The organism is Streptomyces sp. XY006 (genome assembly GCF_002237655.1).
In the GTDB taxonomy this organism is placed as follows: Bacteria; Actinomycetota; Actinomycetes; order Streptomycetales; family Streptomycetaceae; genus Streptomyces; species Streptomyces levis.
In genome coordinates, this window is sequence record NZ_NOKT01000012.1 from 47246 (window position 1) to 70450 (window position 23205).

Here is a 23205-nt window from a genome sequence, read left to right on the forward strand (position 1 = left end):
TTCCATGCGTTACGTGACCAACCTGCCGTACGCGACCAAGGAGGAGGAGCACGTCACGATCCCGATGTCCGACGGGGTCCGGCTCTCCGCGCGCATCTGGCGCCCCACCTCCTCCGACACCGAGCCGGTGCCGGCGGTGCTGGAGTACATCCCGTACCGCAAGCGCGACCTGACGGCCGTACGGGACTCGATCCACCACCCCTACCTCGCCGGGCACGGCTACGCCTGTGTCCGGGTCGACCTGCGCGGCACCGGCGACTCGGAGGGCGTGCTGCGCGACGAGTACCTGGAGCGGGAGCAGGCCGACGCCGAGGAGGTGCTGGCCTGGCTGGCGGAGCAGCCGTGGTGCGACGGCGGCACGGGCATGATGGGCATCTCCTGGGGCGCGTTCGCGGCGCTGCAGGTGGCGGCCCGCCGGCCGCCGAGCCTGAAGGCCATCGCCATCGCCTCCTTCACCGACGACCGGCACGCCGACGACATGCACTACATGGGCGGCGCGCTGCTGTCGGACAACCTCGCCGAGGCGGGCACCATGTTCGCCTACGGCACCTGCCCGCCCGACCCGGCCGTGGTGGGCGAGCGCTGGCGCGAGATGTGGCACGAGCGGCTGGAGCAGACCGAGCCGTGGGTGCTGCCGTGGCTGCGCCACCAGCGCCGCGACGACTACTGGCGGCACGCCTCCGTGTGCGAGGACTACTCCGCCGTGCGCTGCCCGGTGCTGGCCTCCAGCGGCTGGGCGGACGGCTACTCCAACGCCGTGACCCGGCTGCTGGGCCACCTGGACGTGCCCCGCAAGGGCCTGATCGGCCCGTGGTCGCACAAGTTCCCGCACCTCGGGGAGCCCGGCCCGGCGATCGGCTACCTCCAGGAACTGGTGCGGTGGTGGGACCACTGGCTCAAGGGCGTCGACAACGGCGTCATGGACGGGCCCATGCTGCGGACCTGGATGCAGGACAGCGTGCCGCCCTCCACCTCCTACGAGGAGCGGCCGGGCCGCTGGGTCGGCGAGCCGCACTGGCCTTCCCCGCACATCCGCCAGGTGACGCACCCGCTGACCCGGCACACGATCGGGCCGCCGCGGGACCCGGACGGCACCGGCCCGGACGGGGACGGCGACGGGGAGGCGATGACCGTGCGGTCGCCGCTGTCCGTGGGCCAGTTCGCGGGCAAGTGGGCCTCCTACAACGCTCCCCCGGACCTGCCGTACGACCAGCGGGAGGAGGACGGCGGCTCCCTGGTCTTCGACAGCGAGCCGCTGACCGAGCAGTTGGAGATCCTCGGCTCGCCGACCGTGGAACTCGACCTGTCGGTCAGCGAGCCGGTCGCGATGGTGGCCGCGCGGCTGTCCGACGTGAGTCCCGACGGCGCCGCGACGCGCGTGTCGTACGGCATCCTCAATCTCACCCGCCGCGACAGCACGGAGTCCCCCGAGCCGCTGGAGCCCGGCCGGCGCTATCGGGCGACCATTCCGCTGAACGGCGTGGCGCAGGCGTTCCCGCCGGGGCACCGCGTGCGGCTCTCGCTGTCCACGTCGTACTGGCCGCTGGCCTGGCCGCCGCCGAAGCCGGCGCTGCTCAGCGTGTACGAGCGGTCCAGCACGCTCACGCTGCCGGTGCGGCCGGTCGACGAGCCCGACGAGGTGCCGTCGTCGCCGTTCGGGGAGCCGGAGGGCACTCCCCCGCTCGAGACGCGTCAGCTGACGCCGCCCGAGGAGCGCTGGGAGGTCAAGCGCGACCTGGTCGGCTACCAGGCCGAGCTGGACATCGTGAAGGACCGGGGCACGGTCCGCTTCGAGGACACCGGCATCGAGGCCGGCCGCCGGGCCCACGAGCGGTACACGGCCGTCGCCGACGACTTCACCTCGGCCGCGGGCGAGTCCACATGGACGATGGCGTTCCGGCGGGACGACTGGGACGTGCGGGTGGTGACCCGTACGCGGCTCAGCTGCGACGAGACGGACTTCTTCGTCGACGCGACGCTGGACGCGTACGAGGCGGACCGCCGGGTGTTCTCCCGCACCTGGAACGAGAAGGTGCCGCGCGACCTGTTGTAGGAGTTCCGGCGTCCGCGCCGGTCCGATCCGGGCCGCCAGGAGGTACGTTCGTCGCAGCGGTCGCCGGCCCGGACTGGAGGAACGCATGACCACGCGCACGGCACGTGTCGAACTGACGCCCGCGGCGGAGGAGTTGCTGCGGCGGCTGACCGGGGCGCACGGCCCGGTGATGTTCCACCAGTCCGGCGGCTGCTGCGACGGCAGCGCGCCGATGTGCTACCCGCGCGGCGAGTTCCGGGTCGGCGCCTCGGACGTCCTGCTGGGGCACGTCGCCGGGGACGTCCCGTTCTGGATGAGCGCGGACCAGTACCGCTACTGGTCGCACACCCACCTCACGGTGGACGTCGTCCCCGGCCGCGGCAGCGGCTTCTCCCTGGAGGCCCCGGAGGGCGTCCGCTTCCTGCTCCGCTCCCGCCTCCTCACGGACGAGGAACTACGCCGAGTGGACGCGGAGCCGCCACTGCCCACGGGAGCGGACGTGGCGGACGGGGTGTAGGCGACCGGGGCAGAACCGTTTATGGCCCTGGAGAAGCGCGCCTGCCCTGTCGAGGCGGACCTCCTGTAGGTCCGCTCCCCTGATCACGGTCACGGATCACTGGCACGGGCGTGCGATAGGTTGCCGGTCATGACCGGACTCGGGCCCGTCGCCTGGCCACTTGACCCGATCAGGACCGAACGGCTCGTGCTCCGCGCCTCCGAGGCCCACGACCGTGCGGCGTTCATCGAGCTGTTCGCCTCGCCCGAGGTGGGGACGTACCTCGGCGGCCCCCGGCCCCGTGCCGAACTCGAGCGCCTCGTACCGGAGATACCCGGCCGGCGCCCCGGCGTCTTCGTGGTCGATCTCGGCGGGGAGATGATCGGCACGGTCTCGATCAAGCGGCGCGAAGCGGATCGCCCGGGCCGCTTGAGCCCGCAGGGCGGTGAGGCCGAGCTCGGTTACATGTTCCTGCCGCGGTCCTGGGGGCGCGGGTACGCCGCCGAGGCGTGCGCGGCGGCGCTGGACTGGTGTGCCGGCGCGCTGCCGGGTGAGCCGGTCGTGCTGTGCACCCAGACCGCCAACCTCCCCTCGATGCGCCTCGCGGCCAAGCTGCGGTTCCGTGAGGTGGAGCGCTTCGAGGAGTTCGGCGCCGAGCAGTGGTTCGGCGTGAGGTACCCGACGCGGGGACCGCGGATAAATGAACGCCCTGAGCCTTCCTAGGGAAAAGACACCGGGACACCTGGAACTCCGGGATGAATGGAGTTTCTCGAGTGGTGGGAGGGGATCGGATGGTGTGGCGTGCTTCGGAAGTGATGCGTTCAGCGCTTCTCCGTGCACCTGTGCGCCCCCCTGGAGAAACCGTTCATCAAGTCGGCGGCCCGCGTGAACTGGGCAGGAGACGGTGCAAGTGCCATGTACGTGTAACGGCACCGTATTTTCTGGCCGACCGAAGCAGGTGGTATGCGATGAACAGCCGCGTTCCGAATCCGGCACCCACATGGACAGTTGGCACTGCTCCAGGCATATTCCCATCCATCGGCCACGGTATCGCCTTGTTCCGCCGGCCGCTGGATTTCCTGAATTCTCTTCCCGCGCAGGGTGATCTGGTCGGGATACGCCTCGGCCCCCAGCGCGCGTGGATGGTGTGTCACCCGGAGCTGGTCCACCGCATGCTCCGGGACAGCCGCACGTTCGACAAGGGCGGGCCGCAGTACGAGAGGCTGCGGGCCCTGATGGGCGGCGGCGTCGTCACCTGCCCCCACTCCGAGCACCGCAGGCAGCGCCGGCTGCTGCAACCCCCTTTCCGTCCGGCCGCCGTCGCCGGGCACACGGACCTGATGGCCGAGGAGGCGGCGTCGCTGTGCCGTGACTGGCAGGACGGGCAGCGGGTCGACGTCAGCGCGGCGATGCTGGGCCTGACGACACGGCTGATCAGCCGCGTCCTGCTGTCCGACGCGCTCGGCCCGGCCGCCGCCGACGAGGTGCGGCGCTGTCTCGCCGTCATCGTCCGCGGCCTGTTCGTCCGCACGGTCGTCCCGGTCGACGCGCTGTTCCGCCTTCCCACCCCCGCCAACCGCCGCTACCGGCGGGCCGTGCAGCGCACCCACGAGCTCGTCGACGCGGCGATCGCGCAGCGCCGCCGCGGGGCTGCCCGCGAGGATCTGCTGGGGCTCCTGCTCGCGGCCGCCGACCGGGACGGCGAGGAGACGCCGGTCACCGACCAGGAGATCCACGACCAGTTGGTGTCACTGCTGCTGACCGGGTCCGAGAGCCCTTCGATGTGCCTCGCCTCCACCTTCGCCCTGCTGGCCCGGCACCCGGAGGCGGAGCGGCGGCTGCACGCCGAGGTGGACTCCGTCCTCGCCGGGCGCTTACCGGAGGCCGGTGACCTGCCGCGCCTGGTCTACACCCGGGCCGTCCTCACCGAGACGCTGCGTCACTCACCGCCCGGCTGGCTCTTCACGCGCGTCACGACCCGGGACACGGAGCTCGCCGGACGCCGTCTGCCGCGCGGGACCACCGTCCTGTACAGCCCTTATCTGCTGCATCATGACGCGACGTCGTTCCCCGAGCCGGAGCGGTTCCGGCCCGAGCGCTGGCTGGAGGGCGAGGCCGCGGCGGGTCCGCACGGGGCTCTGATCCCGTTCGCCGCGGGCAGCCGCAAGTGCATCGGCGACCTGTTCTCCCTGGCCGAGATGACGGTGGCCCTCGCGACCCTCGCCGGCCGCTGGCGGCTGCGCCATCCGCCCGGGCCCGTCGCTCCCCCGCGCCCCGGGGCGACACTGGGCCCGCGGTCCCTGACGATGATCTGCGCACCGCGGGACCGGGCAGCGGGCGGTACGGCCGTACGGGCCGCCGCCCTGGCACCCGGCGCCCCGGCCGCCCCGGCCGTCGCCTCGGCGGCGGGAGAGACCCGGAGGGACGGTGAGCAGGATGTCCACCACGCATGAGGACGTCCCGGCCGTCGCGCAGAGCGGCCGGCCGGCCTCCACCCTGGTGGAGCTGATCGACGCCCAGCTGCACATGCCGTTCCCGTTCCGGCGCCATCCGCGCGAGGCCGCGGCCGCCGCCGACGTCGACCACTGGCTGCGCGCGACCGGCCTCAGCGACGAACCCGGCGTCGCGGCGATGATCTCCCTCACCCGCCCCGCCGAACTCGCCTCCTACAACAGCCCGGACGTCGACGAGGGGATCCTCCGGCTCGTCGCCCGGCAGATCGCCTACCAGTTCGTCTTCGACGACCGCGCCGAGGAGGTCGGGCGGCACCGGCCGGGCGACCTGCTGCCCATGCTCTGCGAGAGCGTCGCGATCCTGCGGGACGGCGCCGCGCCCGCCACCCCGCTGGGAGCGGCGCTCGCGGACCTCCACCGGCAGGTACGCGAACGGTGCACCCCCGCCCAGGCCGCGCGCTGGGCGGACAAGAGCCGCGAGTACGTGCACGGCCTGCTCCACGAAGCGGTGGCCCAGAGCCATCCCTCGCCCGTGCGGTCCGGCATCTGCACCTCGATACGGTCCCTCACCGCGGGCGTCGAGCCGTTCCACCCGCTGTGCGAGGCGGCGCAGCCGTGCGAGCTCACCGACGGGGAGCTGTACCACCCGCTCATGCGGCATCTGAGCCGGCTGTCGGCCGACGCGGCGGTGTGGATCCCCGACCTCTTCTCCGCGGTCAAGGAACAGCGGGCGGGCGAGCTGATCAACCTGGCTCTCGCCTACCAGCGGGCGCACCACTGCCCCCTGCCGGTGGCGGTCACCCTGGCCATCCGGCGGATCAACCGGACGATCCGGGAGTTCGAGAGGCTGTACGAGGAGATCCGGCCGGAGTTGAGCCCTTCGGGCGTCGGCTACGTGGAAGGCATGGCCGGCTGGATCCGCGGGTGTTACTACTGGTCCCGCACCGTGCCCCGGTACGCGGACGCGGGGACGGCTGCGGCCCTGGGGTGAGGACGGCCGCCGCGGGCCCGGCCGGAGGGGCGAGGTGCCGGCCCGGCCGCGAGGCGGACATTCGGACCACGCTACCCGCGTGGTCCGCACTCCACTCCCTGACAGCAGGTCATTCACCCTTCCTCGTCGTGCTCGTACCGGAATCCGGTCAGGTGCCCTGTCGGGAGGCGTACGCTCTGCGCTGCCTCCCGATGGCCGACGACAGGAAGCGGTACGGCACATGGCGAATGAGCTGCGGCAACCCCCGCCCGACTCGCGGCCGTTGCTCGAACGCCGCAGGGAGCTGAAGGCCCTCGACTCGGCGCTGGCTGCCCTGCGGGACCGTGCCGGCGGCGCGCCCCGGACGCCCCGTGGCGGACTGCTGGCCTTCACCGGACCGGCCGGGATGGGCAAGACGGCCCTGCTGACCGAGGCCCGCGCCCGGGCCCGGGCCGAAGGCTTCACGGTGCTGTCGGGGCGGGGCGGCGAGAACGAACAGGAGCTGGCGTTCCACGTGGTGCGCCAGCTGGTGCAGCCCGCGCTGGCGGCCATGGACGAGGCGGAGCTGCGCTCGTTCCTGGGCGGCTGGTACGACATCGTCGCCGCCGCGCTCGGCCTGGCGGCCCCGGGCGGCCACGCGCCGGACCCGACCGGGGTGCGCGACGGCCTGGACTGGGTGATGACGCGCCTCGCGGTCAAGAAGGCACCCGTGGTCCTCCTCCTGGACGATCTGCACTGGGCCGACGTCGAGTCCCTGACGTGGCTGGCGTCGTTCGCGCCGCGGACCGCGGACCTGTCCCTGCTGATGGTCGTCGCCTACCGGCCCGAAGAACTGCCGCTCGCGGGCGACTCCTTCGGCACCGCCGAGCTGGGCCACCGCCCCTTCGCCCTGGAGCCGCTCAGTGCCACGGCCGTGGCGCGGCTCGTCCGGGACGAGGTGGGCGAGCAGGCCGAGGACGGGTTCTGCGAGGAGTGCTGGGAGGTCACCGGAGGCAGCCCGTTCGAGGCCGTCGAACTCGCCATCAGGCTCGGCGAGCGCCGGCTGCGCGGCACCAACGAGGACCTGGCCGTCATGCGCGATCTGGCCGCCGCGGTGACGGGCCCGGGGCTGATCGAGCGCCTCCACGGCTTCGGCACCACGACCGTCCGGTTCGCCTACGCGGCCGCCGTGCTGGGCCAGGCCATCTCCCAGGAGCTGGCCGCCCGCATCGCGGCCATCGGCAGCACGGCGGCGGCCGAGGCGGCGGACCGGCTGCGCACCGCCCGCATCCTCACCGACGGGGAAGGGGACGGGCTGGAGTTCGTCCACCCCACCATCGCCACCACGATCTACCAGGCCATCGGCACGGGTCTGCGGGAGGGCATGCACAACTCGGCCGCGGAGGTGGTCCGCGCGGCCGGACTCGGACCCGTGGCGGCGGCCCGGCATCTGCTGGAGGTTCCCTGCGAGGGCAACCCCGAGGCCGTGGCCTGTCTGCGGCAGGCCGCGCGGGCGGCGCTGCACTCCGGCGCCCCGGAGGCGGCCCGGCGGCTGCTGGACCGCGCACTGCAGGAGCCGCCCCTGCCCGAGGAGCGCGCCGCACTGCTGCACGAACTGGCCTGCGCCACCTTCCTCATCAAGCCCACGGCGACCGTCGCGCACCTGCGGGAGGCGCTGGCGGAGGGCGACATCGATCCCGAACTGCGTGCCTCGATGGTGTACCGGCTGACGCAGGCGCTCGCCCACACGGACCGGATGGCGGAGGCCGCGACGGTGGCCGCCGACGAGGCGCGGCGGGCGCACGGCCATCCCCGCATCCGGCTGCGGATGCAGGCCGACCACTTCGTCTGGAGCGCGTTCCGCACCGACGAGCAGGACTCGGCCGGCCGTTCGCGCAGGCTCGCCCGGCTGGCCGACCGTCTGACCGGCCGCCGGCTGGAGGAGCGCTACATCCTCGGGCTGCGCGCCTGGGACGCCATGATGTGCGGCGAGCCCCGGCAGCAGGCCCTGGCGTACGCCGAGAAGGCCCTGGACGGCGGGCTGAGCTGGACCGATGAGAACCGCGGCTTCGAGGTGCCGGTCTCCGTCGCCCTGGTGTTCATGTACTGCGACCAGCCGCGCCGGGCCGAGGAGCTGTTCGCGAAGGGCATGGCCGAGTGCGCGTCCAAGGGCTGGCGCGGCTCCCATCTGGCCCTGGGCCAGACCCTGTCCGCGTACATCCGCTACCGGCGGGGCAGTCTGGCCGAGGCCGAGAACCTGGTCCGGGAGGGGCTCGGCATCGCCGACCGGGTGGAAGGGGCCGTGCCCGCCCAGTGGTTCGCCATCGGCATCCTCATCGAGACCCTGCTGGCCCGCGGCCGGGTGGTGGCGGCCCGCCGGATCGCCGACCGGTACCGCTACGGGGACGTCATCCCGAACGCCGTCATCTACCCCGACCCGCGCACCGTCTACGCCGAGCTGCTGCTGGCCGAGGGCCGGACCGACGAGGCCGCCGCCCTGCTGTCGGAGGTGGGCGAGTGGCTGGAGGGCCGGGACTGGCGCAACCCCGCCTGGTGTCCGTGGCAGCTGGGTCTGGCGAAGGCCCTGTCGCGCCGGGCTCCCGACCGGGCCGTGCAGCACGCGCAGGACGCCGTGAAGCGGGCCCGGGACTTCGGCGCGGCCTCGGCGATCGGCCAGGCGCTGCACGCCCAGGCGGAGGTGACGGGCGGGGCGGCGGCGCTCGAACTGCACGCGCAGGCCGTCGACCATCTGCAGCGCTCCCCCGCCGCGTACGAGCTGGCCCGGGCCCAGGTCGGCCACGGTGCCGCGCTGGCCCGGGACGGCCGTCTGCACGACGCCGCCGACCGGCTCTACCAGGGGCTGGAGGGCGCGGTGCACTGCGGTGCCGAGGGGCTGGCCGCCCGGGCCAGGCGGGAGCTGTCCGCCGCCGGGCTCCGTCCGCTCCCCCTGCGCTACGCCCACACGGACATGCTGACGGCCCAGGAGCGCCGGGCGGCCGAGCTGACGGTCCAGGGCCACCCGGCCTCCGTGGTCGCCAAGGACCTGCGGATCACCGAACAGGGCGTCCGCCAGCAGTTGTCCTCCGTCTTCCGCAAGCTCGGCACGGACGCGGCGGGCCTGGCCGACGCCCTGGCCGCCGGCCCCCGCACGGGGCGCTGACCCGACCGGCACGGCTCCTCGCCATCGCGCGGCGGCGTGGTCTCACATGGGGCCGGGGCCCGCCCCGCCCTTGAGGCGTTCCAGGTCGGAGGGGCGGACCTGGATGACGAGCAGGGCGATCACCGCGGCGACGGCGGTGAAGATCGCCGCCATGATGAAGGCGGCCGAGACGCCGGCGGTGAGGATCTCGTCCGACCACGGTTTGGGCACCTGCCCGGTGCGTTCGAACCGCAGGCGCTCGACCGGCGTGGCCTGCTGCAGGAAGGCCGGGATCTGCTTGTCCGCCTCGTTGGTGCTGGCCGTGCCGTACATCGTCACCAGGATGGACAGGCCGAGCGAGCCGCCGACCTGCTGGGTGGCGTTGAGGAGGCCGGAGGCCGCGCCGGTCTCCGGGGTGGGCACGTTGGAGAGCGCCATGAGGGTCAGCGACACGAACTCCATGCCCATGCCGAGGCTGAAGACGAGCATCGGCCCGAGGACGCTGCCGGCGTAGGTGGAGTGCACGTCGGTCAGGGTGAGCCAGGCCAGTCCGGCCGCCGCCAGGATCGCGCCGAGCACCATGAAGGGCTTGGGCCCGTAGACGGGCAGGAAGCGGGAGGCCAGGCCGGCGCCGATGGCGATGACCGCGCTGACCGGCAGGAAGGCGAGGCCCGCCTGCAGAGGGCTGAACTCCAGCACGTTCTGCACGAAGAGGGTGAGGAAGAAGAACATGCCGAAGATCGCGGCGGCGAGGCACAGCATGATGCCGTAGGTGCCCGCGCGGTTGCGGTCGGCGAACATGTGCAGGGGTGTGATGGGCTGTCTGGAGCGCCGTTCGATCAGGATGAACGCCACGAGCAGGACGACCGCCCCGGCGAACGAGGCCAGCGTGAGCGCGTCCCGCCAGCCGTCCTGCGCGGCCCGGATGAACCCGTAGACCAGCAGCACCATGCCCGCGGTGGAGGTGAGCGCGCCGGTGATGTCGAAGCGCCCGGGGTGGCGTTCGGACTCCCTGATCCACTTGGGGGTGGCGAGCACGATGAGCAGGCCGATGGGCACGTTGACGAACAGCACCCACCGCCAGTTCAGCCACTCCACCAGCATCCCGCCCGCGAGCAGGCCGATCGCGCCGCCGCCCGCCGAGACCGCGGCGAACACCCCGAAGGCCCGGTTGCGTTCGGGCCCTTCGCGGAAGGTCGTACTGATCAGGGCGAGGGACGTCGGGGAGGCGATGGCTCCGCCGACGCCCTGCAGGGCACGGGCGCCGAGGAGTTGACCGGAGTTCTGGGCGAATCCGCCGAGCAGGGAGGCCAGCACGAAGAGCAGCACGCCGAAGATGAACACGCGCCGCCGGCCCAGGATGTCGCCGGCCCGGCCGCCGAGCAGCAGCAGTCCGCCGAAGGTGAGCGTGTAGGCGTTCACCACCCAGGACAGGCTCGTGGTCGAGAAGTCCAGCGAGCTCTGGATGTGCGGGAGCGCGATGTTCACGATGGTGATGTCGAGGACCACCATCAACTGGCACGAGGCGATGACGAACAGCGCCATCGCGCTCCCGCCGCCACCGGATTCCCCGGTGGCGGTCGTCTGTGGTGCGGCCGGCTGCGGGCTGCTGCCTGCGGTGTCCACCGTTCGACGGTACGCCCGCCTCCCGGACCTCACCACTCGTGCCGTGCTGTGCCGTCCGGCGGGCCGGTCGTGCCCGCGGCCCGGAGGGCGGTCGTCCGGGCGGGCGGTGATAATCCGATCGTGATCCGCGTTCTGCTCGTCCAGCACACCCGTCTCGTGCGGGGAGCGTTCGCCGCGCTGCTGTCACGCGAGGACGACATCGAGGTCGTCGCCGAGGCCGACGGCGACGGTGACGTGGTGGCGCGCGCCCTGGCGTGCCGGCCCGACGTGGCCGTGATCGACGTGGACTCCCGGGCGGGCGAGGAGGTCGCCGTCCGCGGCGAGCTGCGGGAACGGCTGCCGGAGTGCCGGATGCTGCTGATGATGGCCTCCACGACGCCGGAGCGGCTGCGTCGCATGCTGGATCTGCACGCGGCCGGTGTCATCAGCACGAACGCGCCGCCGGACCGGCTGGTGCACGGGGTGCGCAAGCTGGTGCGGGGGCAGCGGTTCGTCGATCCCGAGTTCGCCCTGGCCGCGCTGGACGCGGCAGCGAACCCGCTCACGCCCCGCGAGGTGGAGGTGCTGCGGCTGACCGCCGACGGCACGCCCACGCGGGAGATCGCCGAGCGGCTGTGCCTGTCCGTGGCGACGGTCCGCAACCATCTGTCGGCGATCAGCCGCAAGACCGGCGGACGCACCCGCATCGACGCGGTCAGGATCGCCACCGAGTCCGGCTGGGTGTGAGCAGCCGGGCCTCGCCGCGCCCTGCGGACAGAGGACGGCCGGGCAGGTCATCGAGGTTGTACCTGCCCGGCCTCCGTGGGCCCTCACGCCCTGTCCCGGGATCCGGTACGAGCATCTCAGAGCCCGGGGGCCGCGGACCAGCGCCGTTCGTCATGTGTACGGCGTGAGACCGTACGCGCGGACCCGGGAGGAACGTCGGGACGGGATGGGCGTTCGGCCCGGCGCCAGCCGCGGATCAAGCTCGTGAGCCGTCGCGCGGATCAGGCCCGTGAGCCGCCGCGGATCAAGCCCGTGAGATAGCGCCACAGTGAGGAGCGCTGCCGGGCGGACGGGTCGGGCAGGACTTCCCGCGCCACCTCGGGGGCCGGGTCGTCCACCGTCCCGGCTCGTCGCGCGGGCGTCGCGGCGAGCTCGTAGCGCACGGGCAGCGAGCGCAGGCCGCGCATGAACGGGGAGGACCGCCAAGGGAGTTGGTCGGCGGGCAGGGCCAGGTCGAGGTGGTCGAACCGCTCGAAGACGCGCCCCGCTGCCACCGCCGCGACCGTCGAGGCGAGTTCGCGGGCCGGGCACTGGCGCGGACCGGCTCCCCAGGACAGGTGCGCCCGGGTGCTGATGGCGGTGCCGGAGGCGACGTGGTCGGCGAAGAGCGGATCGGCGTGCGCGGCGGCCGAGGAGACCCACACCGGGTCGCCGGCCCGGATCGTGTAGTTGCCGAGCGGGGTGTCCCGGGCCGCGAAGCGCGGGACGAAGTTGACCAGCGGCGGCTTGCGCATGACGACCCGGTTCATGGTCTCCCTGACCATGCCGGCGGACAGGCTGGCGCGCACGCTGCTCTCGCCCGAGACGACCTCCACGACGGTGTTGGAGATGAGGATGCCGACGTGGTCGGAGGTCATGCCGAGCAGCATGAACAGCTCGCGGGCCAGGTGGTCGAGCGACAGGTCCGGGTGGGCGGCCAGCAGGTGGGAGGGGAAGTCGTCGCCGGGCTTCTGAAGCTTCTGCGCGGCCAGTTCGGCCAGCGTCGCCAGCAGCCGCTCCAGCGCGGCCTCGGCGTCCGGGCCCGCGTCGAGCACGCGCCACATGTCCATCAGCGCGTCGTCGCCCTGGGAGCCGGGGAAGCCGAGCAGGTGGCTGGCCACCATCAGCGGCAGCGGGCGGGAGAACTGCGCGGACAGGTCGGCCACGCCGGTCGTCCCGCCCTGCCCGATCAGGGTGATCAGTTCGTCGGCGTAGGCGGTGACGGCGGACTTCAGACGCTTGGCCTGCGCGTGGCGCGGGTCCTGGAAGGGCTTGAGGGCGGCGTCCCAGGCGGTGCGCAGCGGCCGGTAGCCGGGGCCGCCCTGGATCAGGATGTGGTTGACCTCCAGGGAGGGGCCGAGCGGCCAGTCGGAGGGCACCCGGCCCTCGGAACGGGCCCGCCAGTTCTCCAGCCCCTTGGGCCAGCCCTCGTCGTCCTGGAGCACCTGGAGCGCCTCGCGGTAGCCGAGGACGAGCCAGGCGGGCACACCCAGCAGGTCGACGGGGGCCACGGGGCCGTGCTGCCGGCGCAGCCGCTCGTACACGAGGGAGGGACGCGTCTCGTAGTCCCGGGTCAGCAGCGGTTCGGGACTCAGCGTCTCCAGCCCCGTGTCCTGAAGGTCCACGGATCCGCCGTCGTACCACTGGGAGTCCATCGTCTTGCCACCCTCCGACACGCCCTGTACCGGCACACCATCAGTCGGTAGCCGGAAACGGTGGGGACCCTACCCCAGAGGCAACCCGCGGGTAACGACGGGGGGTGGCGGGCGGCCGGGCCGGCGTCCCAATCGGGGCGCAGGGCACCCGAGTTGGCGGTGCCTATAGGGCGTCACCAGGGCCTTTCCCCTTGGCGGGGGTGGTGCGGCCAGCCCTGGAGGGGCACCGCGGCGTCACACGTCACGGACGGCGCTCGGCCCAGGAAGCTCACCCCAGGAGCTCAGCCGGGGAAGCTCACCCCAGGAAGCTCAGCCGCACCGTGCGGTCCGGGTTGTCGCGGTTGGTGTCGACCAGGCACACCGACTGCCAGGTCCCGAGCTCCAGCCGCCCGCCGAGGACCGGCAGGGTCGCGTGCGGCGGGACGAGCGCCGGCAGGACGTGGTCGCGGCCGTGGCCGGGGCTGCCGTGCCGGTGCTGCCAGCGGTCGTCGGCGGGCAGCAGCGTGTGCAGCGCGGCCAGCAGGTCGTCGTCGCTGCCGGCGCCGGTCTCCAGCACCGCGACGCCGGCCGTCGCGTGCGGCACGAAGACGTTGAGCAGACCGTCGCGGCCTGCGGCCGCCTCGCGCAGGAAGGACTCGCAGTCGCCGGTGATGTCGACGACCCTCTCCGCGGATCCGGTGGTGACATTCAGAACTCGGGTGGTGAACGCATCTGGCATGTCCTCCATCCTGACGCACCCGGCGGGATTCCCCCGGACCCGCCCGGCCGTGTTCCGGTACCGGAGTCCACTGGACGAGACGCCCGTTGACCGTGCGCATGCCGGCTGACTAGGTTCTGCGGCATGTTGCGTTCAGCCCTGCTCACCACGCGCGGTCACATCGACCTGCTGCGGGTGGCCTCCGCCGCGTGTCGCCGCGGCCGCTGACGCCCTCTTCCCTCACCTTCCCCACCCTTCTTTCCTCGCCTTCGTCGCGCCTGCCCGCCGACCGCCGCTGATCCCGGTCGCGTCGGTGTGCCGCGCGAGCAGGGCGTGCCCTCGTCTCGGCCCCCGCTCTCCTCCCGTGGAGCCCTCATGAGCATCAGCCATGCCCCGCCCACGCCCTCGAAACCCGCCGTATCCCCCGCAGAGGGCTCCGGTCCCGAACTTCAGCCCCTGGTCCCCGCTTCCTCGCGCCGCACCCGGGTGCCCCGCTGGCTGCGCCGCACCAGCGGTCCCGTCCTGCTGCTGGCGCTCTGGCAACTCCTCAGCAGCACCGGTGTGCTGGCCTCGGACATCCTGGCCTCGCCGGGCCGGATCGCGCGGGTCGCCGGGGACATGGTGGCCGACGGCTCGCTGCCCGCGGCCATGGGCACCTCGCTGCAGCGGGTCGCCGCCGGGCTGCTGCTCGGCCTCGTCGTGGGGACGGGACTCGCCCTGCTGTCGGGGCTGTTCCGGATCGGCGAGGACCTCGTGGACGCGCCGGTGCAGATGCTGCGGACCGTGCCGTTCGTGGGTCTCGTCCCGCTGTTCATCATCTGGTTCGGCATCGGCGAGGCCCCCAAGGTCGCCATCATCACCCTCGGCGTGACCTTCCCGCTCTACCTCAACGTCTACGCCGGGATCCGGGGCGTGGACGCCCAGCTGATCGAGGCCGGGGAATCGCTGGGACTGTCCCGCCGGGGGCTCGTGCGGCACGTCGTCCTGCCGGGCGCGCTGCCCGGCGCGATGACCGGGCTGCGCTACTCGCTCGGCATCGCCTGGCTCGCGCTGGTCTTCGCCGAGCAGGTGAACGCCGACTCCGGCATCGGGTTCCTCATGGTGCAGGCGCGGGACTTCCTGCGGACCGACGTGATCGTGGTCTGCCTCGTCGTCTACGCCTTCCTCGGCCTGCTGGCCGACTTCATCGTCCGCTCCCTCGAAAGGCTGCTGCTGCAATGGCGACCGACGTTCACCGGCCGGTGACCCCGCAGGCGGTCCATGTCCAGGGGCTCACCCGCTCCTTCGACGGACGCGCCGTCATCGACGATCTGCGCCTGGACGTCCGGCCGGGCGAGTTCGTGGCCCTGCTCGGCCGCAGCGGCTGCGGCAAGTCGACGCTGCTGCGCATCCTCGCCGGGCTCGACCGCGAGATCGAGGGCACCGTGCTGGTGCCGCGCCGCAAGGCCGTCGCCTTCCAGTCGCCGCGGCTGATGCCGTGGAAGAAGGTGTGGCGCAACGTCGTGCTCGGCCTGCCCGGCCGGCCCGAACGCGCCGTCGCCGAGCGGGCCCTGCACGAGGTGGGCCTCGGCCACCGCTCCACCGCCTGGCCCAAGACCCTGTCCGGCGGTGAGGCCCAACGCGCCTCCCTCGCACGGGCGTTGGTGCGCGAGCCCGATCTGCTGCTGCTGGACGAGCCGTTCGGCGCGCTCGACGCGCTCACCCGCCTCAAGGCGCAGCGGCTGGTCGGCGAGCTGTGGCAGCGCCGGGGCTGCGCGGTCCTGCTCGTCACCCATGACGTCGAGGAGGCCGTGCTGCTCGCCGACCGGGTCCTGGTGATGGACGGCGGAGTGATCGCGCACGAGCAGCGCGTCGACCTCGACCGGCCCCGCGACATCACCGACCCGCGCTTCGCCGCGCTGCGCGCCGGTCTGCTCGAACGCCTCGGTGTCGAGGCGACGGCCGCCGACGCCGCCTGAACCACCCCCCGCGAACGACCCGTAGGACCCGCTCGTACGTCCCTGCCGTACGACCCACACGAACGGAACCGTCATGCGACGACGTCTCATCCCCGCCGCCCTGCTCCTGCCCCTGGCCCTGCTGCTCACCGCCTGCGGCGGGAACTCGGCCGCGAGCACCTCGGAGGGCGGCACCGACGGCCGGGGCTCGGTGACGATCGACGTCGGCGACCAGAAGGGCGGCTCGGAGGCCATCCTGCGGGCCGCCGGGGAACTGGAGGACCTCGACTACAAGATCAAGTGGTCGACGTTCACCTCCGGTCCGCCCCTGCTGGAGGCCGTCAACGCGGGAGCCGTCGACATCGGCGGCGTGGGCAACACCCCGCCGGTCTTCGCGGCCGGGGCGGGCTCGAAGATCAAGGTGGTGGCGGCCTGGCACGGCACCTCCAAGGGCGACGCCGTCCTCGTCCCGGACGACTCGCCCCTGAAGCGTCCCGAGCAGCTGAGGGGCCGCTCGGTCGCCGTCGCCCAGGGCTCCTCCGCGCACTTCCAGCTGGTGGCGTCACTGAAGAAGGCCGGGCTGAAGCTGAGCGACGTCAAGGTGAAGTACCTCCAGCCGGCCGACGCGCTCGCCGCGTTCACCGCCGGCAAGGTCGACGCGTGGGCGGTGTGGGACCCGTACACCTCGCAGGTCCTCAAGGGCGGGCAGGGCCGGATACTGACCGACGGCGACGGGGTGACCAACGGCCACACCTTCCAGGTCGCCGCACCGGCCGCGCTGAAGGACGAGAAGAAGGCGGCCGCCGTCGAGGACTACCTGGAGCGGCTGCGGCGCGCCTACACCTGGGTCTACGACCACGAGGAGGAGTGGGCGAGGGTCTGGGCGAAGGAGACCGGGCTGCCCGAGGACGTGGCGCTGGCGGCGGTGAAGCGGACGTACACCACCCGTGTCGCCGTGGCGGTCGACGAGCCGCTGATCGCCTCCGAGCAGGAGATCGCCGACACGTTCACGGCGCTGAAGCTCATCCCGCGCAAGGTCGACTTCGCCGCGTTCACCGACACCCGGTTCAACGGCGACCTGCCGCCGTCGACCTCGGCGGCCCGGCCCTCGGAGGGCTCGTAGCGCGGGAAGATCCACGGCCGTCGCACCGTTGGTAGAAGCGTGAACAACACACGCGAGGTCGAGGTGGTCGTTGTCGGCGCGGGTCAGGCCGGTCTGGCCGCCGCCTATCACCTGCGGCGATCCGGTTTCGAGCCGGAGCGCGACTTCGTCGTGCTGGACCACTCCCCCGGCCCCGGCGGCGCCTGGCAGTTCCGCTGGCCGTCGCTGACCTACGGCAAGGTGCACGGGATGCACGCACTGCCGGGGATGGAGCTCACGGACGCGGACCCGGCACGGCCCTCGGCCGAGGTGATCAGCGCGTACTTCGACCGGTACGAGCGGACCTTCGGCCTGCGGGTGCGGCGGCCGGTCGACGTCCGGGCGGTGCGCGAGGGCACCGGCGGGCGGCTGCGGGTGGAGACCTCGGACGGGGTGTGGTCGGCCCGGGCGCTGATCAACGCGACGGGCACCTGGGACCGGCCGTTCTGGCCGCGTTACCCGGGCCAGGAGACGTTCCGGGGGCGGCAGATGCACACCGCGCAGTACCCCGGACCGCGGGAGTTCGCCGGGCAGCGGGTCGTCGTGGTGGGCGGCGGCGCCTCGGGCACGCAGCACCTGCTGGAGATCGCCTCGTACGCCGCGGCCACCACGTGGGTGACGCGGCGCCCGCCCGTCTTCCGGGAGGGGCCGTTCGACGAGAACGCGGGCCGGGCCGCCGTCGCGCTCGTCGAGGAGCGGGTGCGGCAGGGGCTCCCGCCCCGCAGCGTGGTCTCGGTGACGGGGCTGCCGCTGAACGACGCGATCCGGCAGGGCATCGAGGACGGGGTGCTGGACCGGCAGCCGATGTTCGACCGGATCACCCCTGACGGGGTCGCGTGGGACGACGGGCGACGGGTCGACGCCGACGTCATCCTGTGGGCCACCGGCTTCCGCCCCGCCATCGACCATCTGGCTCCGCTGCGGCTGCGCGGTCCCGGCGGCGGCATCCGCATGGAGGGGACGCGCGCGGCCGCCGACCCCCGGGTCCACCTCGTCGGCTACGGCCCCTCGGCCAGCACGATCGGCGCGAACCGCGCGGGCCGGGCGGCGGTGCGCGACATCCGGCGGCTGCTGGAGCGGGAGCCGGCCGCGGCGTAGGTACGCGCGCCGGCCGCGGCGCAGGGCGCGCCGGCCGTGGCCGGACCGGAGGTCCGCCGTGCCCTCAGGGGCGCGCCTCGGCGCTCTTGGCGCGGTGGGCGTTGAACTCCGCCACGTTGCGCGTGTGCTGACGGTAGTCGGCGGTGAAGCGGGTGTCGCCCGGGCGGACCGTGACGAAGTACAGCCAGTCGCCCGGCGGCGGGTTGACGGCCGCGCGCACGGCGTCCTCGCCGGGGTTGTCGATGGGCGTGGGCGGCAGGCCCATGCGCTGGTACGAGTTGTAGGGGCTGTCGATCCGGGTGTCGCTCGCGGTGGTGCGCAGGGTGGAACGGTTCAGGGCGTAGTTGAGGGTCGAGTCCATCTGCAGGGGCATGCCGCGTTCCAGGCGGTTGAAGATCACCCGGGCGACCTTGCCCATGTCGGTGCGGTTGGCGGCCTCCGCCTGGACGATGCTGGCGATGGTGACGGCCTGGTAGACGTTCATGGCGTTGCGCTGCGCGCCGGCGGTGATGGGGGCGCCGTTGAACTTCTCGTTGGCGGTGTCGACCATGAGCTGCAGGAGCTTCTCCGGCCTGGCTTTCTCCGGGAGCGGATAGGTCGCCGGGAAGAGGTACCCCTCGGGGTTGCCCTCGGCGTCGTTGGGCAGTTTCAGCATCGCCTTCGCGAGGGACTTCTTCGTGCTGCCGGCGGGCAGGGCGAGGGCCTTGTCGACGGCGGCGTAGACCTGGCTCGCGCGCCAGCCCTCGGGGATCACCAGGGTGGTGGGCCGGCTGTCCTCCTCGGGCGCCAGGGTGAGCAGCGGCACCGCCACGGCGGTACCGACCACGACGGCCCCGGTCACGACGAGGGCGATACGGCCCCGGCGCGTCAGTCGAATCGTGCTCCGTGGCGGAGTGTTCTTCTGCATGCGGGCACGGTAACCCGCATATCGTCACAAACCCGGCATATTTTCATCTTGTCGGCTCCAGTTGGGCGTCCCGGCGTACGAGGGCCGCGTACCGGCCGCCGTGCCGCAGCAGTTCCTCGTGCGTGCCGCGCTCGACGGCCCGGCCCGCGTCGAGGACGACGATCTGGTCGGCGCCGCGGACGGTGGAGAGCCGGTGGGCGATGGTGATCGTGGTGCGGTTCGCCGACAGGGCGTCGATGGCGTCCTGGACGGCGGCCTCGGTGCGGGTGTCCAGCGCGCTGGTGGCCTCGTCGAGGACGAGGACCGGCGGGTCGCGCAGGATCGTGCGGGCGATGGCCAGGCGCTGCTTCTCACCACCGGAGAAGCGGTGGCCGCGCTCGCCGACGACGGTGTCGTACCCGTCGGGCAGGGACGCGATGTGGTCGTGGATCTGCGCCGCCTTCGCCGCCCGGTGCAGCTCCTCGTCGGTGGCGTCGGGCTTGGCGAAGCGCAGGTTGTCGGCGACCGAGGCGTGGAAGAGGTAGGTCTCCTGCGAGACGACGCCGACCGCGCGGGCCAGGGTGTCGAAGTCGAGGTCGCGCACGTCGACCCCGTCGAGCGTGACCCGGCCGCCGGTGACGTCGTAGAGCCGGGGCACCAGGTGGCCGAGCGTGGACTTGCCGGCGCCGGTCGGGCCGACGACGGCGAGGCTGCCGCCCGCCGGGACCGTGAGGTCGATGTCGTCGAGGACGGGGCCGCGCTGGCCGTCGTAGCCGAAGGAGACGTGCTCGAAGCGGACCTCGCCCTTGATCCGGTCGAGGTGGACCGGGTCCGGGCGTTCGGTGATGTCGATCGGCAGGTCGAGGTACTCGAAGATGCGCTGGAAGAGGGCGAGCGAGGTCTGGATCTGCACACCGGTCGACAACAGGCTCACGGCGGGCCGGAACAGGCCCTGCTGGAGCGAGACGAAGGCGACGATCGTGCCGATGGAGACCGCGGGGCCGCCCAGTTGGAGGGCCATGCCGGCGGTCCAGTAGATGACGGCGGGCAGGGCGGCCATGACGATCGTGATGACGGCCATGCGCCACCGGCCGGCCATGTTGGACCGCACCTCCAGGTCGACCAGTTCCTCGGACTCGTCGGCGAAGGACTTCGTCAGGGAGTCGGAGCGGCCCATCGTGCGGCCGAGGAGGATGCCGCTGACGGAGAGCGACTCGGTGACGGTGGCGGCCATGACGGCCATCTGCTTCTGGCGCCGGGTGGTGATCTTGCGGCGTTCGTCGCCGACGCGGCGGCTGATCCACACGAACACCGGGAGCAGCAGCAGGGAGACGACGGTCAGGCGCCAGTCGAGGGCGATCATGGCGACGATCGTGGCGACGACGCTGGTCAGGTTCGAGACCAGGGACGTCGCGGTGGAGGTGACGGTGGCCTGCATGCCGCCGATGTCGTTGGCGATGCGGGACTGCACCTCGCCGGTGCGGGTGCGCGTGAAGAACGCCAGGGACATGCGCTGCAGGCGGCCGTAGACCGCGGTGCGCAGGTCGTGCATGACGCGCTGGCCGACCGTGGTGGAGATGAGGGTCTGCAGGACGCCGAAGACGCTCGTGAGGACGGCGCTGAGGATCATGCCGAGGGCGAGCAGGCTGAGCAGGCCCGTGCGCCCCTCGGGGATGGCGACGTCGAGGATCTCCTTCAGCAGGAAGGGCGTGGCGACCGAGACCAGCGACGCGGCGCCGACCAGCAGGCCGACGACGGCGAGCCGGCCCCGGTAGGGGCGGAACAGCCGCAGGATGCGGCGGACCTGCCGGGGCTGTTCCTCGGCGCCGGCCGGTGGGGTCCAGGGGGCTTCGCGGTCGGGATGCATGGGCTCCTTCGGGGACGGTCGGGCCGGGCGGCGCCGCCACGGGTGCGGCCCCGGCGCCCGGGCGGATCGGATCACAGCTCATTGTTACCTATACTCACAATGAACGTCATCCTGATATTGTTCCCGCATGACCACGCCCGATTCCGACGGCCTGCTCGCCGAGCAGCTGCTGCGGCTCACCCGCCGGGTGCACCGCATCCAGAAGCGTCATCTGGAGCAGCGCGACCTCGGCATCACCCCGGCCCAGTCCCGGCTGCTGCGCACCCTCGCGCACTGGGGTTCGCCGCCCCGCATGGCCGACCTGGCCGAGCGCCTGGAGGTGGTGCCGCGGGCCGTGACGACGCTGGTCGACGGGCTGGAGGCGAGCGGCAAGGTGCGCCGGGTCCCGGATCCGGCGAACCGCCGGGTGATCCGCATCGAGCTCACGGACGACGGGCGGGCCGCGCTGCGCGAGCTGCGGGCGGCGCGCCGGTCGGCGGCGGAGGAGATCCTCGCGCCGCTGACGGAGGAACAGCGGGAGTCGCTCGGCGGGCTGCTGGACACCCTGATCGACGGGACACCGGTGCGCTCCTGCTGACGACCCGGGACGTACCGCGGGCCGTGGCCGCCGCTCCTGCACGAGAAGCGGCGGCCACGGCCCTTTCCGGTCATGTGACAGCAGCTCACACGGCCCGCGTCACGGGTACGGCCCGCCTGTCGTCAGCAGCGGCTGCGGTCCTCCGTGAGGACGCCCTGCACGGTGGTCAGGGTGCGGTCGTGGCAGCCGTGCGAGCCGTACAGCCGGTAGCGCTCGCTCGTGGTCCCGACCGCGTGCCGCTGGTCCCGGGGCACGTTCGCCGTGTAGGTCGCGTCGCCCGTGTAGGTGTCGTCGAGCCGCGACCAGGCGGTGCGCCGGGCGCCGTGTGTCTCGACGGTCGTGGCGCGGTCGCCGAGGGTCAGGACCGTGCGCAGCCGGTCGCCCGCGCCGAGGGTGGTCGTGCCGTCCATCGTGTAGGTGCGGTGCGTGCGCGTGGTACGGCCGTCCACGGTCACCGACTCGCGGTCGGTCCAGGTGGCTTCGAGACCGTCGCTCGTCTCGCCGTCGGTCCAGCGGTGCACGGAGGTGTGGGCGAGGGAGCGGCCGACGGTGGTGTGGACGCGGCCGTGCGAGGTGTCGACGTATCCCGCGACGGTGAGGCGGTGGGCGGCGTCGGTGTCCACCCGGTGTTCCGTGCCGGGCGTGTGGGTGGAGGAGCCGGTCGGGTCGCTCTCCCGGTGCGCGGTGAGCTTCCCGGTGACCCGCGCGCGCCGCTCGTCCTGCCAGACCAGGACGTTCACGGGGGTGCTCCAGCCGGGCTGTCCCTCGGGCACGCCGGTCACCGCGACCTCGACGCGGTGCGGGCGGCCGTCGTTGAGGAGCCCGGCGAACGGGGTGAGGTCGTAGGTGATCGGCTTGATGTCGAAGGCGCGCGGGCCGGGGACGACGTACCACAGGAACGGGTTGGACCAACCGCCGGTCCACACGGTCGGGAACGGTGTGGCGATGCCCGCGAGCCGGCCGTCGACGCGGATCTGCACCTCGCGGTAGGGGCCGCGGGCGGCCTTGCATGAGTAGGGCGCCGGGTCGGGCACGGTCAGGTACCAGTACTCCTCGCAGCCGCCGCCGGAACCGGTCGCGTACACCTCGGCGACGACACGCTCGCTGTTGCGCGGGGTGGTGAGGGTGGTGCCCTGGTCGAGGGTGAGGACCCGGTCGGGGAGCGCGGGGTCGGGGCGGCCCGGGTGGAAGGTCAGCGTGACCTCGACGTCGAGCACGCCGGTGTAGGTGTCGTCGACGACGTTCCCGATGAGCATCTCGACGTCCTGGCCGCTGCGGAAGGTGTCGGCGTAGCGCGTGACGTCCTTCTCCACCGACCACGTGATGCCGTCGGGTGAGGGCTGTGGTGTCGAGGTGCGGAAGATCTCGACGCCGCCGACGTGGAGGTAGCCGAGCCGGTCGTACTGACGCCCCTTCACCTTGCCGTCGAGCCGCAGCACCACCTTGCTCCAGCGGTCGCCGCAGTCCTCGGGCGGGGTGTAGGTGCCGCGGTAGGGGGTGAAGTCGCGGAACTGCGCCCGCGCGAGGGTGACGTCGCAGGACTTCCCGGACGGCCTCTCGACGGGCGGGGCGGCCGTGACGGGGTCGTGCCAGTCGGTGGCGAACTCGGCGGGGACGTCGGCCGCGTGGGCGGGACCGGTCCCGAGGAGGGTGCTCACCAGGAGGGTCGCCCCGGCAAGCATGGACATGACGATCCGTCTCTTCATGGCCGGTGTTCTACGGGGAGTCGGCCCGCCCGCGCAATGCGCACCGGCCCGCCGCGCAGCCCTGTCCCCACCCGTGTCGGCCGGTTCCGTTCGGTGGGCGGAAAACCTGTTGCCTCCGACCACGCGGCGAAGCGAACCTGTCACGGTTTGCTGCCCGCGGCCCGCTCCCGCCGTGGCGGCTGCCCTGCCCGCTCCCCCTCCC

At 72.9% G+C, this 23205-nt stretch carries 19 protein-coding genes; 13 read left to right on the top strand and 6 right to left on the bottom strand.

Annotation, left to right across the window (positions count from 1 at the left end; all coding sequences use genetic code 11):
* Window positions 1-4 precede the first annotated feature (4 nt).
* From CHR28_RS15555 to CHR28_RS15580, 6 genes are all read left to right on the top strand, one after another.
* Window positions 5-2053: a CocE/NonD family hydrolase gene (locus tag CHR28_RS15555; RefSeq protein ID WP_094054230.1), complete on the top strand. Its 2049-nt coding sequence runs from the start codon at window positions 5-7 to the stop codon at window positions 2051-2053.
* Window positions 2054-2138: 85 nt separating this feature from the next.
* Entirely contained in the window at window positions 2139-2549 is a 411-nt protein-coding gene (locus CHR28_RS15560; protein WP_094054231.1) for a DUF779 domain-containing protein, read from the top strand.
* 129 nt (window positions 2550-2678) lie between these two features.
* Window positions 2679-3251: a GNAT family N-acetyltransferase gene (locus CHR28_RS15565; protein WP_094054232.1), complete on the top strand. Its 573-nt coding sequence runs from the start codon at window positions 2679-2681 to the stop codon at window positions 3249-3251.
* 245 nt (window positions 3252-3496) lie between these two features.
* Window positions 3497-4981, top strand: a complete 1485-nt coding sequence (locus CHR28_RS15570; RefSeq protein WP_094054233.1) for a cytochrome P450 — start codon at window positions 3497-3499, stop codon at window positions 4979-4981.
* Complete coding sequence (locus tag CHR28_RS15575) at window positions 4965-5972, top strand: (-)-alpha-amorphene synthase (RefSeq protein ID WP_094054234.1); 1008 nt, start codon at window positions 4965-4967, stop codon at window positions 5970-5972. The genes CHR28_RS15570 and CHR28_RS15575 overlap by 17 nt, the downstream gene beginning before the upstream one ends.
* 220 nt (window positions 5973-6192) lie before the next feature.
* The gene (locus CHR28_RS15580) at window positions 6193-9090 is read left to right on the top strand and encodes an ATP-binding protein (protein WP_094054235.1); all 2898 of its coding nucleotides are present in this window, start codon (window positions 6193-6195) and stop codon (window positions 9088-9090) included.
* 42 nt (window positions 9091-9132) lie between these two features.
* On the opposite strand, the gene CHR28_RS15585 is transcribed toward CHR28_RS15580, so the two are convergent.
* Entirely contained in the window at window positions 9133-10614 is a 1482-nt protein-coding gene (locus CHR28_RS15585; protein ID WP_094054236.1) for an MFS transporter, read from the bottom strand.
* Window positions 10615-10815: 201 nt separating this feature from the next.
* Here CHR28_RS15585 and CHR28_RS15590 point away from each other — a divergent pair, with 201 nt between their 5' ends.
* Window positions 10816-11421 carry a response regulator transcription factor gene (locus tag CHR28_RS15590; protein ID WP_256984267.1) on the top strand — a complete coding sequence of 202 codons (606 nt, stop codon included), beginning with the start codon at window positions 10816-10818 and terminating at the stop codon, window positions 11419-11421.
* Between the two features lie 260 nt (window positions 11422-11681).
* On the opposite strand, the gene CHR28_RS15595 is transcribed toward CHR28_RS15590, so the two are convergent.
* Both CHR28_RS15595 and CHR28_RS15600 read right to left on the bottom strand, forming a co-directional pair.
* Window positions 11682-13094, bottom strand: a complete 1413-nt coding sequence (locus tag CHR28_RS15595; RefSeq protein ID WP_094054237.1) for a cytochrome P450 — start codon at window positions 13092-13094, stop codon at window positions 11682-11684.
* Between the two features lie 295 nt (window positions 13095-13389).
* Window positions 13390-13812 carry a YjbQ family protein gene (locus tag CHR28_RS15600; protein ID WP_094054396.1) on the bottom strand — a complete coding sequence of 141 codons (423 nt, stop codon included), beginning with the start codon at window positions 13810-13812 and terminating at the stop codon, window positions 13390-13392.
* 123 nt (window positions 13813-13935) lie between these two features.
* On the opposite strand from CHR28_RS15600, the gene CHR28_RS38980 reads away from it, so the two are divergent.
* The 5 genes from CHR28_RS38980 (at window position 13936) to CHR28_RS15620 (ending at window position 17967) form a co-directional block, all read left to right on the top strand.
* Window positions 13936-14019, top strand: coding sequence for a putative leader peptide (locus CHR28_RS38980; RefSeq protein ID WP_313884353.1), 84 nt, complete (start codon window positions 13936-13938; stop codon window positions 14017-14019).
* 147 nt (window positions 14020-14166) lie between these two features.
* The gene (locus tag CHR28_RS15605; protein WP_094054238.1) at window positions 14167-15036 is read left to right on the top strand and encodes an ABC transporter permease; all 870 of its coding nucleotides are present in this window, start codon (window positions 14167-14169) and stop codon (window positions 15034-15036) included.
* On the top strand, window positions 15009-15749 hold the full coding sequence (locus tag CHR28_RS15610) for an ABC transporter ATP-binding protein (protein ID WP_094054239.1): 741 nt from the start codon (window positions 15009-15011) through the stop codon (window positions 15747-15749). The genes CHR28_RS15605 and CHR28_RS15610 overlap by 28 nt, the downstream gene beginning before the upstream one ends.
* Window positions 15750-15822: 73 nt before the next feature.
* Window positions 15823-16851: an ABC transporter substrate-binding protein gene (locus tag CHR28_RS15615; protein ID WP_094054240.1), complete on the top strand. Its 1029-nt coding sequence runs from the start codon at window positions 15823-15825 to the stop codon at window positions 16849-16851.
* A gap of 39 nt (window positions 16852-16890) precedes the next feature.
* On the top strand, window positions 16891-17967 hold the full coding sequence (locus CHR28_RS15620; protein WP_094054241.1) for an NAD(P)-binding domain-containing protein: 1077 nt from the start codon (window positions 16891-16893) through the stop codon (window positions 17965-17967).
* Window positions 17968-18031: 64 nt separating this feature from the next.
* Here CHR28_RS15620 and mltG read toward each other — a convergent pair whose 3' ends face one another.
* Window positions 18032-18874 carry an endolytic transglycosylase MltG gene (gene mltG / locus CHR28_RS15625; RefSeq protein ID WP_094054242.1) on the bottom strand — a complete coding sequence of 281 codons (843 nt, stop codon included), beginning with the start codon at window positions 18872-18874 and terminating at the stop codon, window positions 18032-18034.
* A gap of 43 nt (window positions 18875-18917) precedes the next feature.
* The gene (locus tag CHR28_RS15630; RefSeq protein ID WP_094054243.1) at window positions 18918-20720 is read right to left on the bottom strand and encodes an ABC transporter ATP-binding protein; all 1803 of its coding nucleotides are present in this window, start codon (window positions 20718-20720) and stop codon (window positions 18918-18920) included.
* A 127-nt stretch (window positions 20721-20847) separates the two neighbouring features.
* Here CHR28_RS15630 and CHR28_RS15635 point away from each other — a divergent pair, with 127 nt between their 5' ends.
* Window positions 20848-21297 carry a MarR family winged helix-turn-helix transcriptional regulator gene (locus CHR28_RS15635; RefSeq protein ID WP_094054244.1) on the top strand — a complete coding sequence of 150 codons (450 nt, stop codon included), beginning with the start codon at window positions 20848-20850 and terminating at the stop codon, window positions 21295-21297.
* A 122-nt stretch (window positions 21298-21419) separates the two neighbouring features.
* Here the strand turns inward: CHR28_RS15635 and CHR28_RS15640 are convergent, their stop codons facing one another.
* The gene (locus CHR28_RS15640) at window positions 21420-23003 is read right to left on the bottom strand and encodes a peptide-N4-asparagine amidase (RefSeq protein ID WP_179272457.1); all 1584 of its coding nucleotides are present in this window, start codon (window positions 23001-23003) and stop codon (window positions 21420-21422) included.
* Window positions 23004-23205: the final 202 nt, after the last annotated feature.